12 protein-coding genes are annotated in these 14,490 nt (G+C 68.9%); 11 read left to right on the top strand and 1 reads right to left on the bottom strand.

The window, feature by feature from the left end; genetic code table 11:
• Positions 1-107: 107 nt before the first annotated feature.
• Positions 108-263 (bottom strand): hypothetical protein, encoded by a 156-nt coding sequence (locus ACILSK_RS06515; RefSeq protein WP_395726326.1) that lies wholly within the window; start codon positions 261-263, stop codon positions 108-110.
• Positions 264-710: 447 nt separating this feature from the next.
• Between ACILSK_RS06515 and typA the strand changes: the two genes are divergently transcribed.
• The 11 genes from typA (at position 711) to dapC (ending at position 14,472) form a co-directional block, all read left to right on the top strand.
• Complete coding sequence (gene typA / locus ACILSK_RS06510) at positions 711-2,561, top strand: translational GTPase TypA (protein ID WP_395726325.1); 1,851 nt, start codon at positions 711-713, stop codon at positions 2,559-2,561.
• A 380-nt stretch (positions 2,562-2,941) separates the two neighbouring features.
• Complete coding sequence (locus tag ACILSK_RS06505; protein ID WP_395726324.1) at positions 2,942-4,681, top strand: ABC transporter family substrate-binding protein; 1,740 nt, start codon at positions 2,942-2,944, stop codon at positions 4,679-4,681.
• A gap of 374 nt (positions 4,682-5,055) precedes the next feature.
• Positions 5,056-6,867 carry an ABC transporter family substrate-binding protein gene (locus tag ACILSK_RS06500; RefSeq protein ID WP_395726323.1) on the top strand — a complete coding sequence of 604 codons (1,812 nt, stop codon included), beginning with the start codon at positions 5,056-5,058 and terminating at the stop codon, positions 6,865-6,867.
• A 192-nt stretch (positions 6,868-7,059) separates the two neighbouring features.
• Positions 7,060-8,073 (top strand): ABC transporter permease, encoded by a 1,014-nt coding sequence (locus tag ACILSK_RS06495; RefSeq protein ID WP_395726322.1) that lies wholly within the window; start codon positions 7,060-7,062, stop codon positions 8,071-8,073.
• The gene (locus tag ACILSK_RS06490) at positions 8,066-8,977 is read left to right on the top strand and encodes an ABC transporter permease (protein ID WP_395726321.1); all 912 of its coding nucleotides are present in this window, start codon (positions 8,066-8,068) and stop codon (positions 8,975-8,977) included. Before ACILSK_RS06495 ends, ACILSK_RS06490 begins: the two co-directional genes overlap by 8 nt.
• Positions 8,977-10,092, top strand: coding sequence for an ABC transporter ATP-binding protein (locus ACILSK_RS06485; protein ID WP_395726320.1), 1,116 nt, complete (start codon positions 8,977-8,979; stop codon positions 10,090-10,092). Before ACILSK_RS06490 ends, ACILSK_RS06485 begins: the two co-directional genes overlap by 1 nt.
• Positions 10,089-11,243 (top strand): ABC transporter ATP-binding protein, encoded by a 1,155-nt coding sequence (locus ACILSK_RS06480; RefSeq protein ID WP_395726319.1) that lies wholly within the window; start codon positions 10,089-10,091, stop codon positions 11,241-11,243. Before ACILSK_RS06485 ends, ACILSK_RS06480 begins: the two co-directional genes overlap by 4 nt.
• 32 nt (positions 11,244-11,275) lie before the next feature.
• Positions 11,276-12,172: an N-acetyl-1-D-myo-inositol-2-amino-2-deoxy-alpha-D-glucopyranoside deacetylase gene (gene mshB, locus ACILSK_RS06475; protein ID WP_395726318.1), complete on the top strand. Its 897-nt coding sequence runs from the start codon at positions 11,276-11,278 to the stop codon at positions 12,170-12,172.
• Positions 12,173-12,182: 10 nt separating this feature from the next.
• Positions 12,183-12,824: a hypothetical protein gene (locus ACILSK_RS06470; protein ID WP_395726317.1), complete on the top strand. Its 642-nt coding sequence runs from the start codon at positions 12,183-12,185 to the stop codon at positions 12,822-12,824.
• Between the two features lie 110 nt (positions 12,825-12,934).
• Entirely contained in the window at positions 12,935-13,261 is a 327-nt protein-coding gene (gene fdxA, locus ACILSK_RS06465) for a ferredoxin (RefSeq protein WP_395726316.1), read from the top strand.
• 2 nt (positions 13,262-13,263) lie between these two features.
• Positions 13,264-14,472 carry a succinyldiaminopimelate transaminase gene (dapC, locus tag ACILSK_RS06460; protein WP_395726315.1) on the top strand — a complete coding sequence of 403 codons (1,209 nt, stop codon included), beginning with the start codon at positions 13,264-13,266 and terminating at the stop codon, positions 14,470-14,472.
• Positions 14,473-14,490: the final 18 nt, after the last annotated feature.

The raw sequence follows: 14,490 nt of genomic DNA, 5'->3' as shown, positions 1-14,490 counted from the left end.
ATGGCGTTCTCTGCTCGACGGTCGGCGTGTCGCCGGCGTGTCGAGCAGAGAACGCGAGGATCAACTCCGGGGGGCGGTGGGGGGATCAACTCCGGGGCGGTGGGGGATCAACTTCGGGGCGGTGGGGGATCGGTGCGCTCGAGGTCGGCGAGTTCCTCCTCGGGCCGGGGCGGGACGTTCTCGTCCTCCTCGAGGACGTGCAGGGGCAGGTCGGGCAGCCCGTCGGGTCCGATCGGGAAGTCATCCGCTGCGTCGCTGGCCATGTCCGGACTCTAATCCCGGCGGCGATCCGTCGGCGTGCGCCGTCCGATGTCCGGCAGCGGGCCGAGAACGGGTTCGACCCCGATCCAGCTCGATGTCGGGGCCGCGGTTGTGGACGGATCAGCGCGCCGGTGCGTGATCCGGGTCGCACACCGCGCCGCCGGATGGCCAATCTCGTGATCGCGTCCGAGGTTGCGGCCACCGGGCTCCCGCTCGACACCGCCAACCCGGGCCCCGTCGCCGACCTGGTCGAGATCGTCCGCGTCGCAGCGGTTCCGCGTCCGCGGCCGCAGGCGGGCGCGTCCGGGGGATCGACGGTCGGCCCGTCGGGCGGACGACGATGAGGTCGAGGACCCGCCCGGCGGTCCGGCTCGGCAGCGTCGGTGCGGTCCGGCGGTCGGTAGGAGGTCGATAGAATCGACCGCCGCCCCAACAAAGGATGTCTTGCCGTGTCAGAGGACCGTTCCACGCGCACCGACCTGCGCAACGTCGCCATCGTCGCGCATGTCGACCACGGCAAGACCACTCTGGTCGACGCGATGCTCTGGCAGTCCGGCGCCTTCCGCATCGGTTCCGCGGTCACCGACAGGGTGATGGACTCCGGTGACCTGGAGCGGGAAAAGGGCATCACCATCCTGGCCAAGAACACCGCGGTCCGCCGGGGCGACATGGTCATCAACATCGTCGACACTCCCGGCCACGCCGATTTCGGCGGCGAGGTCGAGCGGGCGCTGATGATGGTCGACGGCGTGGTGCTGCTCGTCGACGCCTCCGAGGGGCCGCTGCCGCAGACCCGGTTCGTGCTGCGCAAGGCGCTGCAGGCGCGGCTGCCCGTCGTGCTGGTGATCAACAAGACCGACCGGCCGGACGCCCGGATCGACGAGGTCGTCGACGAGACCTACGCGCTGTTCCTGGATCTGGACGCGGACGACGAGCAGATCGAGTTCCCGATCGTCTACTGCGCCTCCCGGGCCGGCCGGGCCTCGTTGACCAAGCCGGCCAACGGCGAGTTGCCCGATTCGCCCGACCTGGACCCGCTGTTCGACGTCCTGCTGGAATCGATTCCGGCGCCGTCGTTCACCCCCGGGGCGCCGCTGCAGGCACAGGTCACCAACATCGACGCCTCACCGTTCCTGGGCCGGATCGGCATGTGCCGGGTGATCGAGGGCGTGATCCGCAAGGGCCAGCAGGTCGCCTGGATCAAGCAGGACGGCACGACGACCCGCACCAAGATCACCGAGTTGCTGATGACCGAGGCGCTCGACCGGGTGCCCGTCGATTCGGCGTCCGCGGGCGACCTGATCGCCGTTGCCGGCATCGCCGACATCACCATCGGGGAGACCCTGGCCGACCCGGAAAATCCGGTCGCGCTGCCGCCGATCCACGTGGACGAGCCGGCCATCTCGATGACCGTGGGCATCAACACCTCGCCGCTGGCCGGGAAGGACGGCGGCACCAAGCTGACGGCCCGGCAGGTGAAGAACCGCCTCGATGCCGAACTGGTGGGCAACGTGTCCATCCGGGTGCTGCCGACCGAGCGGCCGGACACCTGGGAGGTGCAGGGCCGCGGTGAGCTCGCGCTGGCCATCCTGGTCGAGACCATGCGCCGGGAAGGGTTCGAGCTGACCATCGGCAAGCCGCAGGTCGTCACCAAGACGGTCAACGGCGTGTTGCAGGAGCCGTTCGAGCGACTCACCGTCGACGTGCCCGAGGAGTACCTGGGCGCCGTCACCCAGGTGCTGGCGGTTCGCAAGGGGCGAATGGAGGCGATGAGCAACCACGGCACCGGCTGGGTCCGGATGGAGTTCCACGTGCCGTCCCGCGGACTCATCGGTTTTCGTACCGAGTTCCTCACCGACACCCGCGGCACCGGCATCGCACACCACGTGTTCGACGGGTACGAGCGCTTCGCCGGCGAGATGCGCGGCCGGCCGACCGGGTCCCTGGTCGCCGATCGGTCCGGCAAGGCGACCCCGTTCGCCATGTTCAACCTGCAGGAGCGCGGGACGATGCTGGTCCCGCCGACCACCGAGGTCTACGAGGGGATGATCGTCGGCGAGAACTCGCGGGCCGACGACATGGACGTCAACATCACCAAGGAGAAGAAGCTCACCAACATGCGCCAGTCCAGCGGCGACGAGCTGGTGCACCTGGTGCCACCGCGGTCGCTCTCGCTGGAGCAGGCCCTCGAGTTCTGCGCCGACGACGAGTGCGTGGAGATCACCCCGAAGGCGGCCCGGATCCGCAAGTTGGTGCTCACCGCGACCGACCGGGCCAAGCTGCGCTCCCGGTCCCGCTGACCGTCCCACGGCCGGCCCGCGCCGCCTGACCCCGCTCGCGCCGCCTGACCCTTCGCGCGGCGCCTCACCCCTCGCGCGGCGCCTGACCCCGCGCACGACGCCTGACTGCGATCGACCTGCCACCTTCCGCCCTGATGAATCGGTCAAGAGCGGGCCGAATACGGCAGGTCGATCGAGGGGACGGGGCGGACGCGGTGGAAGAGACCTGGCCGTCGACGGTCCGTAGGGTGAACGCCGTGGTGCGTGCTGCTGGGGTCCGGGCCGGGTCCGCCGGTCGGACCCGGCCCAGCCGGCCGTTCTGGGGATCCGGTCGGACCCGGGCTCGTCCCCGGTCGGCCGAGCGGAACCCGCCCACCCGGTCACTGTGCGGATCGGGGCGGTTGCGGCGGCCCGGGTGGCTCATCGCCGTGGTCGCGTTGTTGACGATCACGGCGTGCACCCCGCCGAACCTGCCTGCGCCGATCGCCCCGACGGGCGGTACCTCGGTGTCGAGTGCACCTCCGGCGCCGGGGACGCTGGTGGTCGGTCTCGACGGCACCTCCGGCCCGATCACCGGGTTCAATCCGTACGCCGTCGCGGACTACTCGCCGGCGTCCCAGGCGGTCGCCTCGCTCGTGCTGCCGTCGGCCTTCGTGATGGCCGCCGACGGCTCCGTGGGCACGGACGCCGACGTGGTCGACTGGGTCGCGGTCACGTCGTTGAATCCGTTCACCGTCACCTACCTGCTCGACCGCAAGGCATCGTGGTCGGACGGCACCCCCATCACCGCCGAGGACTTCTCCTACCTGCGGGATCAGTTGCTGGTCCAACCGGGCACCGTCGCCTCCGCCGGCTACCGGCTGATCAGCGCGATCCGGTCCCGGGATGCGGGTAAGACGGTCGACGTCGAATTCTCCGCGCCGTTCCCGGACTGGCGCAGCCTGTTCTCCCCGCTCCTGCCCAGTCACCTGCTCAAGGACTCGCCCGGCGGCTGGTCGTCCGCGCTGGACTCCGACCTGCCGCTGTCCGGCAACCGGTACCGGATGACGTCGTACGACCCGGTCACCGGTCAGGTCGCGTTGGCCCGCAACGACAAGTATTGGGCCACCCCGCCGGGCCCCGCGGCGGTCGTGCTGCGACTCGGTCGGCCGTCCGACCTGCTCGCGGCGTTCAACCGAGGGGACGTGCAGGCACTGTGGTTCGCCCCCGACGCCGCCACCGCCCAGGACATCGCCGATCAGGTCCCCGGTGACCAGCGGACCGCACTGCCGACCCCGTCCTCGATGCAGCTGGTGATGAACAGCGCCGCCGGGCCGACCGCCGACGTCGACATCCGGACCGCGATCGCCGCCGGGCTCGATCCGACCGCCCTGGCCGGTGCGCTGACCGCCGGCTGGGCCGACGGCGGGCGGACGGTCACCTCGCAGGTCGCCCTGCCGCTCGAGGCGTCCGGCGACGACGGCGAGGCGACGGCCGGGCCGCCGATCGTGACCAACGATCGAGTCGCGGCGCAGGCCGCGTTGACCCGTGCCGGTTACTCCAGCAACGGCCTGTACGTCGCGCGGGCCGGCCAGATCCTGCGGCTGCGGCTGGGGTATCCCAGTGGCCGGCCGCGGCTGGCAGCCGCGGCCCGGCTGATCCAGCAGCAACTCGGCGGCATCGGCATCGAGGTGGATCTGTTCCCGGACGCGGCTCCCGACTTGATCGAGAACAACGTCGCCGCCGGCACTCTCGACCTCGCGCTGATTGACCTGACTCGTGGTTCGACCGACTCGGTCGCCGCCGCCACCGCGTTCGGCTGTCCCCGGACCGACCCGTCTGGCATCGGCAGTACGGCCGCCCCCGCGGGCGATGGTTCGCCCCCCACGACACCGGCCGCGGCCCCTGTTCCGCGGACCGGCAATCTGTCCGGCTATTGCGGGGCCGGGACCCAACGGGTGCTGGTCGAGGGGCTGACCGGGCAGCTCCCGGTGGCCGAGGCGGACCCGGGGCTCTGGGTCGACCTCCCCGTTTTTCCCCTGATCCAGCCGCAGGCCGTGTTCGCGGTGGCGCCGACATTGCGGCCGGTGCTCGTCGGTGACCACTCGGGTTGGTCGTGGACCGGGCCCCTGGCCGGACTCGCGGGTTGGCCGGTCCGGTAGCGGCTCGTGCGGGCCTATCTTTCCTTCGCGAAGGGGTTAACGACCGGTAACCCGATGTGGTAGCGTCTGCGGTCGGTCGAAGTATTTCCCGCGGGCAACCTGGGTGACAACAAGATGCCCGAAATCGGACGATCAGGCGGGCGTTTTGCCGGGTCTTCGAGGGGGTACCTGTCCAGCAACTCCGCACCCCAGCTTGGGGTGAGACCGCCGGTCACCCTTGGGTCACGATTCGGCTGGTTAACGATCTTCCCGCGCGGTCCACTCGTAGAGTCTGGGAATCTGACGCTACGTGACGGTCGCGTGGGCGCAGGGTGGTGCAGTCGGTCAATGTTGACCGACCGAGGACGGCAGTCGTTCCACGAGGAGGAATGTCAATGAGGAGAACCCGAGCGGTGGCCATCACCGCTCTCGCCGCGGCCACTGTGTTGGTGATTGCCGCGTGCGGGACGGCCGAACCGACGTCAAAGGCCAGCGACACAACGTCCGCCGCCGCGAGTAGTTCCAGTTCGGCCGCCGGCGAGGACGGTGTCTTCACCCGGCCCGCGGTCGCGTCCAGTCCGAACGTCACCGTTGCGGTGGAGGAACCTCCGCACGACTACAACAACAACACGGGCGCGGCCAACAACTTCTCGAATTCCCTGGTCACTGCGCTGACCCTGCCGTCTCCCATCTTCACCACCAACAAGCTCGATCTCCTGGTGGACGGCGACCTCATGTCCTCGATCGAGCAGACCAGCACCAGCCCGCAGACCGTCGTCTACAAGATCAACCCCAAGGCCGTCTGGTCCGACGGCACCCCGGTCAGCTGCAATGACTTCTACCTGCAGTGGCTCGCGGCCAACTCCAAGGCGACGACCACCGGCGAGGACGGTCAGCCGGCTCCGTCGTTCGACCCGGCCAGCACGACCGGATACGACCAGATGGAGGCCCCGACCTGCTCCGACAATGGGCAGACGGTGACCACGGTCTATACGACGCCGTTCGCCGACTGGAAGGGTTCGTTCAGCGGAAACGCCCCGCTGTACCCGGCCCACCTGCTGGAGAAGGCCGCCGGCATCTCCGACATCACCACGATCAAGCCGGACGACAGCTCCGATCAGGTGACCAAGGCGGCCGAGTTCTACACCAAGGGCTGGGCCGGATTCAATATGGCCAACGTGCTGTCGGCCGGGCCGTACATGATCCAGTCCGTCAGCGACGAGCAGACCGTGCTGGTTCGGAACCCGAAGTGGTGGGGCAATCCCGGCGGTCCCGAGTCGATCACCCTGGTGACCAACAGCAACGGTCAGTCGCAGGTGCAGGCGTTGCAGAACCAGGAAGTCCAGGTGATCCAGCCGCAGCCGGACGCCGCGCTGGCGCAGCAGCTGCGATCCACGGCGAACGTGACGTTCAACGCCTACGCCGGCCAGACCTACGAGCACATCGACTTCAACATGGGGCTGCCCCTGTTCCAGGGTGACGACGGCAAGGCATTGCGCGAAGCCGTCTTCGAATGCGTCGACCGGACCGACATCATCGACAAGCTGGTCAAGGACGTGAATCCGGACACGGTTCCGCTGGGCAACTTCCAGTACCTGCCCAGCGAGGCCAATTACGTCGACCACTACGCCGACTACACCACGGCCAACATCGATAAGGCCAAGCAGACGATGGAGGCGGCCGGCTGGACGCTGGGCTCCGACGGGGTCTACACCAACGGCAGCAAGCGGGCCGAGTTCCGGCTCGGTCACAAGGTCATCGACAACCGCGCGAAGATCAGCCAGTTGGTCGCCGGTTCCTGTGCGAAGGCGGGCATCAAGATCACCGACGATCAGGATGCGCAGTTCAACGCGACGCGGCTGCCGGCCAGTGATTTCGACGCCGCGCTGTTCGCCTGGGTGGGCACCCCGTTCAAGTCCAGCGCGACCGGCAACTACAGCACCGGTGGCGGAAGCAACTACAACAAGTACTCCAACCCCGAGGTCGACACCCTGTTCCAGCAGGCCAACGTCGAACTGGATCCGGCCAAGCGGGTCGAATTGCTGAACAAGATGGACCAGGTCATGGCCGGTGACTTCGCTTCACTGCCGCTGTACCAGTTCAGCGACATGGTCGCGCAGACCAGCCAGATCAGTCCGGACCTGACGTACCTGGGCCAAGGTGGCGGCGCGATGTGGAACGCGTTCGAGTGGGTCTACCAGCAGTAGCGATCCTGACGTGGCCAGGTCCTGACCGGCCTGAACACGTGTCTCATCTCGACCGGGGGTGGACCGAAATCGGTCCACCCCCGGTCGGGGTGCCCATCCCGCCACGAAGGCGGACACTCATTGACAGGCGTCGCCGATCGTCGGACGGTCGCCGACCGTTGAACCTCGTGCTCAACCGAGGAGCTGGTGGAGATGGCCCGCTTCGTCTTGCGGCGCTTCCTGATTTCAATTGTGCTGCTGGTGGTCGCGTCCTTCCTGTGCTTCCTGCTCGTGCAGGCGTTGGGCGACCCGATCGCGGAATGGGCGGCGGGCCAGCGTCAGCGCAACCCCAACGGGGCCGACGCGGCCATTGCGGCGGCCTACCAGCGGGCCGGGTTGGACCAGCCCCTGCTCACCAGATACTGGCAATGGCTCACCGGTTTCGTGGGTGGGGACTGGGGCACCACGGTCAACCCGGGACAGACCGCCCAAGAGGTTGAGCCCAAGGTCATGCATTCGCTGTGGATCACCATCCGGCTGGTGCTGGGGGCCGAACTGTTGGCGATTGCGCTGGGCGCGGTCGTCGGTGTGATCTCCGCGGTCAAGCGATACAGCTGGTTCGATTACGTGCTGACGGCGTTCTCGTTCCTGATGTTCGCCCTGCCGCTGTTCTGCGTCGCCGTTCTGCTGAAGATCGGCGGGATTAATTTCAACAACTTCCTGCAGGCCAACGGCATGGATCGCTGGCTCGTGACCTCCGGGTATCCCCCCGGAGGCTTCACCGGATCGTTCTGGAATCAGGCGTATCAGTACATCGGGGTTTACCTGCTGCCGACGTTGACCCTGATGGCCATTTCATTCGCCCTGTACGCGCGGTACCAGCGGTCATCGATGCTCGATGTGCTCGGCTCCGACTACATCCGCACGGCCTACGCGAAAGGGCTGACGAATCAGCGGGTGATTTGGAAGCACGCGTTCCGCAACGCTCTCATCCCCCTGGTCACGGTCGGTTCGCTGCAGGTCGGCGCGGTCTTCGCCGGTGCGATCATCACCGAGACCGTCTTCGGGTGGCAAGGCATGGGGTACATCCTGGTGCAGAACGTCAATCGCAAGGAGCCATACATGATCCTGGCCTGGATGATGGTCGTGGCGGTTTTCGTGATTCTGTTCAATTTGATTGCCGATATCGCCTACACCCTGCTCGACCCGAGGATTCGCCTTGACTGAGACCCTTGCAACGCAGGTTGCCCCGGAGGGCACCGAGCGCGAATTCACCGTCCAGGCCCGCAGCCGGGGCAGGACCGTCGCCCGCCGTTTCGTGCGGCACCGCACGGCCCTGATCGGCGCGATCACCTTTCTGATCTTGCTGCTGTTCGCATTTCTCGGTGGGCTCTTCTGGCACGCCGGCATCAATCCGGACTACGGCAGCTTTGAACCCCCGTCGGCCCAGCACCCCTTCGGCACCGACCAGCTCGGCCGCGACATGCTCGCCCTGATCATCAGGGGGACCCAGTTCTCGCTGCTGATCGCAGCCGTCGTCGCGGTGATCGTGACGGTGGTCGGCGTGACCCTGGGAGCGATCGCCGGCTATCTCGGTGGGCCGGTCGACTCGCTGGTCAACCGAGCCGTCGACCTGATGCTCATCCTGCCGGCCATCGTGATCGTCGGGGTGATGGCCGTCCAGTTCCAGGGCAGCTGGATCATGGTGGCGATCTTCCTGGGTCTGACCCTGTGGATGACGCTGACCCGGGTGATTCGAGGCATGGTGCTGTCCCTGCGGGAGAAGGAGTTCGTCGAGGCGGCCAAGGCGTTGGGGGCGTCGACGCCACGCATCATCTTCAAGCACATCGTGCCCAACTGCGCCGACGTGATCATCGTCAGCGCCACCCTGCTGATCGCCCAGGCGGTGCTGCTGGAGGCGGCCTTGTCGTTCATCGGGCTCGGCGTTCGCCCACCGGACACGTCGTTGGGTCTGTTGATCAACGAGACGCAGTCCTACCTTCCGACGTCGAACGCCTGGTTGTTCTGGATCACCCTGCTGTTTATCGTGCTGATCAGTCTGTCGGTGAACTTCATGGGCGATGGGCTCCGGGATGCCCTGGATCCCAAGGCGAATCGGGTGCGGGCCTGATGACCGTCACGATGGATGTCTTTCCCCCCGATGGGCTGCCGCCGGCGGCCGACGCTGCGCTGGCGGTGCGTGACCTGTCGGTCGCCTTCCCGACCGAGGACGGTACCGTGCACGCCGTCCGCCACATCTCCTTCGACCTGCGGCCCGGTGAGGTGCTCGGGGTGGTGGGTGAGTCGGGGTCGGGCAAGTCGGTCTCGTCCATGGCGCTGATGGGGCTGCTGCCCAAGACGGCGAAGATCACCGGGTCGGTGAAATTCGGCGACACCGAGCTGATCGGCATGTCGGACAAGCAACTGCGCAAGATCCGCGGCAACGGCATCGCGATGATCTTCCAGGATCCGATGACGTCGTTGAATCCGGTGTACACGGTCGGCTGGCAGCTCGCCGAGGCCTACCAGGCCCATCACAAGGTGAACAAGCAGCAGGCCTGGCGCCGGGCGATCGAGATGCTGGACATCGTCGGGATCCCCCAGCCGGACCGGCGAGCCAAGCAATACCCGTTCGAATTCTCCGGCGGCATGCGACAGCGGGCCATGATCGCCATGGCGGTGATCAACGATCCGTCGATCATCATCGCCGACGAGCCGACCACGGCCTTGGACGTCACCGTGCAGGCGCAGGTGCTGGACACCCTTCGCCAGATGCGGGACGAGTTCTCGGCGGCGATCATCATGATCACCCACGACCTCGGCGTGGTCACCGGGATCGCCGACCGGGTGCAGGTGATGTACGCCGGCACGATGGTCGAGTCCGGTTCTGTGTCCTCAGTTTTCGTCCGCCCGCGGATGCCGTACACGGTCGGCCTGCTGTCCTCCATCCCGCGGGCGGAGACAGTGGGCACCCGGTTGACCCCGATCAAGGGTGCACCGCCGTCGCTGGTGAACATGCCGCCCGGTTGCCCGTTCAGTCCGCGCTGCCCGTTGGCTCGAGCGGACTGCCTGGACGGCGAGCCCGAACTGGTCGAAGTCGACGAGATCAACCACCTGGCGCGATGCAAGCACTGGGACGAGGTCGCCACGTCCGACCCCCGCCAGATGTTCGTCGCGGCGGCCGAGACCGACGTGGACGACACGCTTCCGGACACCGATGCGGCGACGGAGCTGATGACCGAATGAGTACCGAATCCCAGCCCGAATCAGCGACCGAGCCCGGTCCCCTGCTGTCGGTGACCGACCTCGTGAAACGATTCCCGGTCAAGCGCGACAGCCTGTTCGGCCGGGTCAAGGGCTACGTGCACGCGGTAGAGGGCGTGTCGTTCCAGGTAGCCAAGGGGGAGACGCTCGGCCTGGTCGGTGAATCCGGCTGCGGGAAGTCGACCACGGGCCGCGCGGTGCTGCAATTGCACAAACCGACCTCAGGTTCGGTTCGGTTCGACGGTCGCGAACTCACCACGATGTCCACCGCGGACCTGCGCGCGGTTCGGCGGGACATGCAGATCGTGTTCCAGGACCCGTATGCCTCGCTGGACCCCCGCTGGACGATCAACGAGATCATCGCCGAGCCGTTTCACATCCACAAGGTCGGCGAGCGGAAGGAGATCGACGGACGGGTGCAGGAACTGCTCAGGCTGGTCGGACTCAACCCGGAGCACCGCAACCGGTACGGCCACGAGTTCTCCGGTGGCCAGCGGCAGCGGGTCGGGATCGCTCGCGCGCTGGCCCTGAACCCCAGGTTGCTCATCCTCGACGAACCGGTGTCCGCTCTGGACGTCTCCGTGCAGGCCGGTGTGGTCAATCTGCTGGAGGATCTGCAGGACCAGCTCGGGTTGGCCTACGTGTTCATCGCCCACGATCTGTCCGTCGTCCGGCACATCTCGGACCGGGTGGCGGTGATGTATCTAGGCAAGATCGTCGAGATCGGCGCCCGGGACGACATCTACGCGCGTGCCCAACACCCCTACACGGTGGCGTTGCTGTCGGCGGCCCCGGAACCCGATCCCGGCGTGATCAACGCCGCCGACGACCGCATCATCCTGACCGGCGACGTGCCGAGCCCGATCGATCCGCCGTCCGGCTGTCACTTCCGGACCCGATGCTGGAAGGCCCAGGACAGGTGCGCGACCGAGGCGCCCGCGCTGGTCGACCGTGGCGCGGGTCACCCGGTGGCGTGTCATTTTCCGGTCGAGGACGTCGAGCGGGAGGTGCAGGCCGCCAAGGAGCACCGGGCGACCAGTGATGAGGCCGTGTTCGCGGCGAGCGCGAGTGGGTCCGCCGGGCCGGGTGATCCGCCCGCCGACATCGGGCTGACCGGCGGGGGCGCGGACTGACCCCACTCGGCCCGCCGCCTATTCTCCGGACCGTGCCCGCCCGCCTGCTCGCCGTCCACGCGCACCCCGACGACGAGTCGCTGTCGATGGCCGGCACCCTGGCCACGGCCGCGCTCGGCGGAGCGCAGGTGGTGCTGGTGACCGCCACCCTCGGCGAGGAGGGCGAGGTCATCGGCAACGAGGAGATGCAAGGCCTGGTGGCCGCCCGGGCGGACCAACTCGGCGGGTATCGGCTGACCGAACTGCGGTCCGCCTGCGTGGCGCTGGGGGTGGGGGAGCGGCTGATGCTGGGCGGCCTGGGGGCGTTCCGGGACTCCGGGATGGCCGGCACCCGGTCGGCCGAGCATCCGCGGGCGTTCATCCGGGCCCAGCGCGGCGGGCCGTCGCACGGTCGGGCGGTGGCGGCGCTGGCCGAGGTGATCGATCGGGTCCGGCCGCACGTCGTGCTCACCTACGACGCGGACGGCGGGTACGGGCACCCTGACCACATCGCCGCGCACCAGGTCGTCATGGGGGCGTGGCCGGCGGCCGGCTGGCGGGTCCCGCGGGTGCTGGCGGTGGTGCGACCGGAGTCGATCACCCGGGCGGCTTTCGCGCAGGTCGAGGTGCCGCCGGGTTACGCGGCGGCTCCGATCGACGAGCCGGGCTTCCTGGCCGGCTTCCTGGCCTCCGACGAGGTGGTGGCGGTCGCGGTGCCGACCGCGCCGGTGGCGGCCGCCCGGCGTCGTGCGTTCGCGGCCCATGCCACCCAGGTGGAACTCCTGGCCGGTGACCTGTGGGCGCTGTCCAATCGGATCGCCCAGCCGCTGCCGGCGGCCGAGTATTTCCGGGTGCTGGCGGGGGCGCCGGTCCCGGCGGGGGCGGATGGTTCGGTGGTCGGTGACGTGTTCGCCGGGCTCGACCTGGATCGGCTCGATGGGCCCCGCTGATCAAAGGCCCATGGATTCGGGCGAATCGGGCGCGGATGTGGAACTTGGATCAGCGGGGCCGTCCGGCTGGGGTGGGCAGGTCTCGGGCGACCCGGCCGCCGGCCCCGCGGGCGCCGGGGCCGCTACGCCGGCCGAGCCGGTCCGGCCGGGCGCGGTCGATTGGTTGCTGGTGGCGTTCGTCACACTGCTGTCCGCGGGCACGGCACTGGTCGGGGTGGCCTATCTGCCCTGGCATGTCGGCCCGGTGCCGGTGCCGGTGAGTGCGCTGCTCGGCGTCGGGGCCATGATCCTGGCGCCGCGGGCCTGCTACCGGTTGACGGGGTCGATGGCGGCCGCGGCGTTGCCGGTGGCCGTCTGGTTCGGGGTGACGGTGTGGCTCGTGCTGCAGCGCAATCCGATGATGCTCAGCCAGGCCCTGAGCGTCGTGCAGGGCCAGTGGCGGGTGATGGTGCTGCTCGGGCTCGGTTCGTTGGCGGCCGCGGCGACGCTGACCCTGCTGTGGGCCGAACGCACCCAGGCCCGCTACGCGCGCACAGCTGCCGACGGCATGGCCGGGCCGCCGGGGTCGCGCCCGGCGGCGGCGGACCCGGCCACGCCCGATCCGACGCCGGTCGGCGCCGAAGCGGACGAACCGCCCGCCCGATCGACCTGATGCACCGGCCCGCGGCCTGCCGTGTGCAGGGCACGGCCCGCCGGGGGTGATACTTGACGGTGCCCATCGGCGGCCGCCCCTGCGCCACCGGACCGAGCTGGAGAACCGAAGTGACCTATGTAATCGCCGAGCCCTGTGTCGACGTGCTGGACCGCGCCTGCGTCGAGGAGTGTCCGGTCGACTGCATCTACGAAGGCGCCCGGATGCTGTACATCCACCCCGACGAGTGCGTCGACTGCGGGGCGTGCGAGCCCGTGTGCCCGGTGGAGGCGATCTTCTACGAGGACGACGTGCCGTCCGAGTGGGCCGACTACACCCGGGCCAACGTCGACTTCTTCGACGACCTGGGGTCCCCGGGCGGCGCCTCCAAGACCGGGAAGCTCAGCAAGGACGACCCGATGGTCGCCGCGCTGCCCCCCATGGGCGAGGACCACTGAGCATGGCCGACGACCGGGCGCCGGCACCGACGTCCGGGACGGCGTCGGCATCGGCCACTGGATCGGCGCCGGTGTCGGCCACGGCAACCTCGTCCGGGCTCCGGTTGCCGGCCGCGGTCAACCGGTTGCCCGAATTTCCCTGGGACTCCCTGCTACCCGCCCGGCAGCGGGCGGCTCAGCACCCGCAGGGCATGGTCGACCTCTCCATCGGCACCCCGGTGGACCGCGTGCCGCTGCCCATCCGGCGGGCGCTGGCCGACGGTTCCGAGGCGCCCGGCTACCCGACGGTGCACGGCCGCGCGGCCCTACGTGCGGCCTATGCGAATTGGCTGGAACGGGCGCACGGCGTTGCCGGGCTGGATCCGACGAACGTGATGCCGACGATCGGATCGAAGGAGTTCGTCGCGGCGTTGCCCACCCTGCTGGGCCTGCGCACGGGCGACGCCGTGGTCATCCCCGAACTCGCGTATCCGACGTACGAGATCGGCGCGATCATGGCCGGTGCCACCGTGCTGCGCTCGGACTCGCTGACCGCGGTCGGCCCGGACCGGATCGCCCTGCTGTGGTTGAACTCCCCATCGAACCCGACCGGCAAGGTGCTGCCGGTCGAGCATCTGGCCAAGGTGGTGTCGTGGGCCCGGTCCCGCGGCACCGTCGTCGCCTCCGACGAGTGCTACATCGACCTCGGCTGGGAGTCCGCGCCGGTGTCGATCCTGCACCCCGAGGTGTCCGGCGGAGACCACACCGGCCTGCTGGCGGTGCATTCGCTGTCCAAACGATCGAACATGGCCGGCTACCGGGCCGGTTTCGTCTCCGGTGATCCCACCATCGTCGCGTCCCTGATCGCCGCTCGCCGGCACCTCGGCGCGATGATGCCCACGCCGGTGCAGCTCGCCGCGCAGGCCGCGCTGGAGGACGACGCGCATGTGCTGGCGCAGCGCAGCCGGTACGGCCGCCGCCGGGAGATCCTGCGCGACGCGTTGGACGGCGCCGGCTTCCAGGTGTCGTCGGAGGCCGGCCTGTACCTGTGGTGCACCCGGGGTGAGCCGGCGATGCGGACGGTCGACTGGTTCGCCGAGCGGGGCATCCTGGTTGGCCCGGGCACGGTCTACGGGCACGCCGGGCTCAATCACGTGCGGATCGCGTTGACCGCCCCGGATGAGCACGTCGCCGCTGTCGCCGAGCGGTTGGAGCGCCGCGGTCGCCGCTGACGACGGCCGGCCGCCGTG

The organism is Nakamurella sp. (assembly GCF_044224575.1).
Classification (GTDB): Bacteria; Actinomycetota; Actinomycetes; order Mycobacteriales; family Nakamurellaceae; genus Nakamurella.
Note: the sequence above shows the minus strand (reverse complement) of the source record. Positions and strands in the feature narration are given on the sequence as shown.